At 73.0% G+C, this 2001-nt stretch carries 3 protein-coding genes; all 3 read right to left on the minus strand.

All coding sequences use genetic code 11. The annotated features are described in order from the left end of the window. Positions 1–241 (minus strand): PTS lactose transporter subunit IIB (locus IEY93_RS16280; RefSeq protein ID WP_229691183.1); only part of this gene is annotated, 241 nt, incomplete at its 3' end. A 6-nt stretch (positions 242–247) separates the two neighbouring features. After that, complete coding sequence (mtlA, locus tag IEY93_RS16285) at positions 248–1357, minus strand: mannitol-specific PTS transporter subunit IIC (protein WP_189163895.1); 1110 nt, start codon at positions 1355–1357, stop codon at positions 248–250. Between the two features lie 169 nt (positions 1358–1526). Continuing rightward, on the minus strand, positions 1527–2001 hold a 475-nt coding region (locus IEY93_RS16290; protein WP_189163896.1), incomplete at its 5' end, for a PfkB family carbohydrate kinase.

The following is a 2001-nucleotide window of genomic DNA, read 5'->3' on the forward strand; positions in this document are numbered from 1 at the left end:
ACACCTGGAACGGCACCAGCGGCGTGCCCGGCGCGGCGGCCCTGGCCCGGGCGGCGAGGCCCGAGTGGCAGACGATCACGTCGGCGTCGGCGGGGATGGAGTTGACCGGCGTGTGGCTCACCTCCACCGCGAGCCCGCTGAGGGCCTTGCGGAGCTGACTGGCCAGCATCACGCTGCTGCCCATGCCGGCGTCGCAGGCGACCACGATCTTCTTGACGTCCTTGCTGTCGATGGCGGGCATCGGGGATCACACCTCTCTGGTGACGGGCTGGGCTTCGGCCTGCTGCTCGCTGTGCTCGGGCTCGTCGCCGTTGGCCCGGCCGAACCCCAGCAGGGCGGAGGCGACCAGGAACGACACCGCCGCGGCCGCGGCGATGCCGGCCAGGACGCCGAACCAGCCGCCCCTCGGGGTGACCGCGAGGTAGGCGAAGATGCTGCCGGGCGACGGGGTGGCGACCAGCCCCGCCCCAGTGATCATGAAGACCAGGACGCCGGTCGCTCCTCCGGCGATCACCGCGAGGATCAGCCGGGGCTTCATCAGCACGTACGGGAAGTAGATCTCGTGGATGCCGCCGAGGAACTGGATGATGATCGCCGCCGGGGCGCTGGGGCGCAGCATCCGCGGGCCGAAGAACATGAAGGCGAGGAGCAGGCCGAGCCCGGGACCGGGGTTGGACTCCAGCATGAACAGGATGGACTTGCCCTGCTTGACCGCCTCGGCGACGCCGAGCGGGCCGAGCACGCCGTGGTTGATCGCGTTGTTGAGGAACAGCACCTTGGCGGGCTCGATGAGGATCGATGCCAGCGGCAGCAGCCCGTGGTCGAGCAGCCAGGAGACGGCGCCGCCCGCCGCCTCGGTGACCGAGCGGACGACCGGGCCGATGGCGAGAAGGCCGACGACCGCCATCGCCGCGCCCACGATGCCGGCGGTGAAGTTGTCCACCAGCATCTCGAACCCGGCCTTGGTCCGCCGCTGGATGTACCCGTCGACGTGCTTGAGCACGAAGGCGGCGAGCGGGCCGACGGCCATGGCGCCGAGGAACATCGGGATGTCGGCGCCGACGACGACGCCCATGGTGGCCACCGCGCCGACGACGGCGCCACGCTGGCCGTGGACCATGCGGCCGCCGGTGTACCCGATCAGGATCGGGAGCAGCACCTTGATCATCGGGTCGACCAGGCCGGCCAGAGTCTCGTTCGGCGTCCATCCGGTGGGGATGAACAGCGCGGTCACCAGGCCCCAGGCGATGAAGGCGCCGATGTTCGGCATGATCATCCCGGCGAGGTGGCCGCCGAACCGCTGGATCGTCGCCTTGACGCCGGTCCCGTGGACGGCGGGGGTGTAGGCATCGGCCATGTGCGTTGCTCCTTCCGGGGCGGCCGGCGCGCGGCGCCGGCCTCGGGGGGTGGTTCGCGCCGCTGTCTCGGTCCCCGGCTCAACGGCTGTGGTGGGTCGCTCGAAGGGATCTTTCCTGGGGCTCTTCCGGTGGGCGCTGGTCGGGAACCGTGCCGAAGGCGGCCGGCCGTCAGTCTCTGGACGTGAGCGGTACGGCGGGGTCGGGGGCGAGGAGGCGGACCAGGTCACGGCGGATGCCGGCCGGGCCGGGCATCCGGCTGCCCGGCAGGGCCACCGCGGCGGACGCCCACGCCAGCGCCTCGACCAGGGCATGCTCGCCGTGCGCGCCCCCGGCGAGGAAGCCCGCCAGCATGGCGTCCCCCGCGCCGACGGTGCTGCGCGGCTCGTCGACCGGGCACCGGCCGTACCACGCCCGGTCGTTCTCCAGCAGGATCGCCCCGTCGGGGCCCAGGCTGGCCAGGACCGACCGGGCGCCCATCGCGCGCAGCTTGCCCGCCGCGTCGATCGCGTCCCCCAGGGAGGCGATCGACGTGCCGGTGGCCTCGGCCAGCTCGTGCCGGTTGGGCTTGACCAGGGCGGGGGCCGCGGCGACCGCCGACACCAGCGCCGGCCCGCTGGTGTCCACGGCGACGTGGATGCCGGCC

The organism is Sphaerisporangium melleum, assembly GCF_014646695.1.
GTDB classification, from domain to species: domain Bacteria; phylum Actinomycetota; class Actinomycetes; order Streptosporangiales; family Streptosporangiaceae; genus Sphaerisporangium; species Sphaerisporangium melleum.

Excerpts from the sequence above, each read along its gene's own strand:
- mtlA (WP_189163895.1), bottom strand. The coding sequence starts at position 1,357 with ATGGCCGATGCCTACACCCCCGCCGTCCACGGGACCGGCGTCAAGGCG.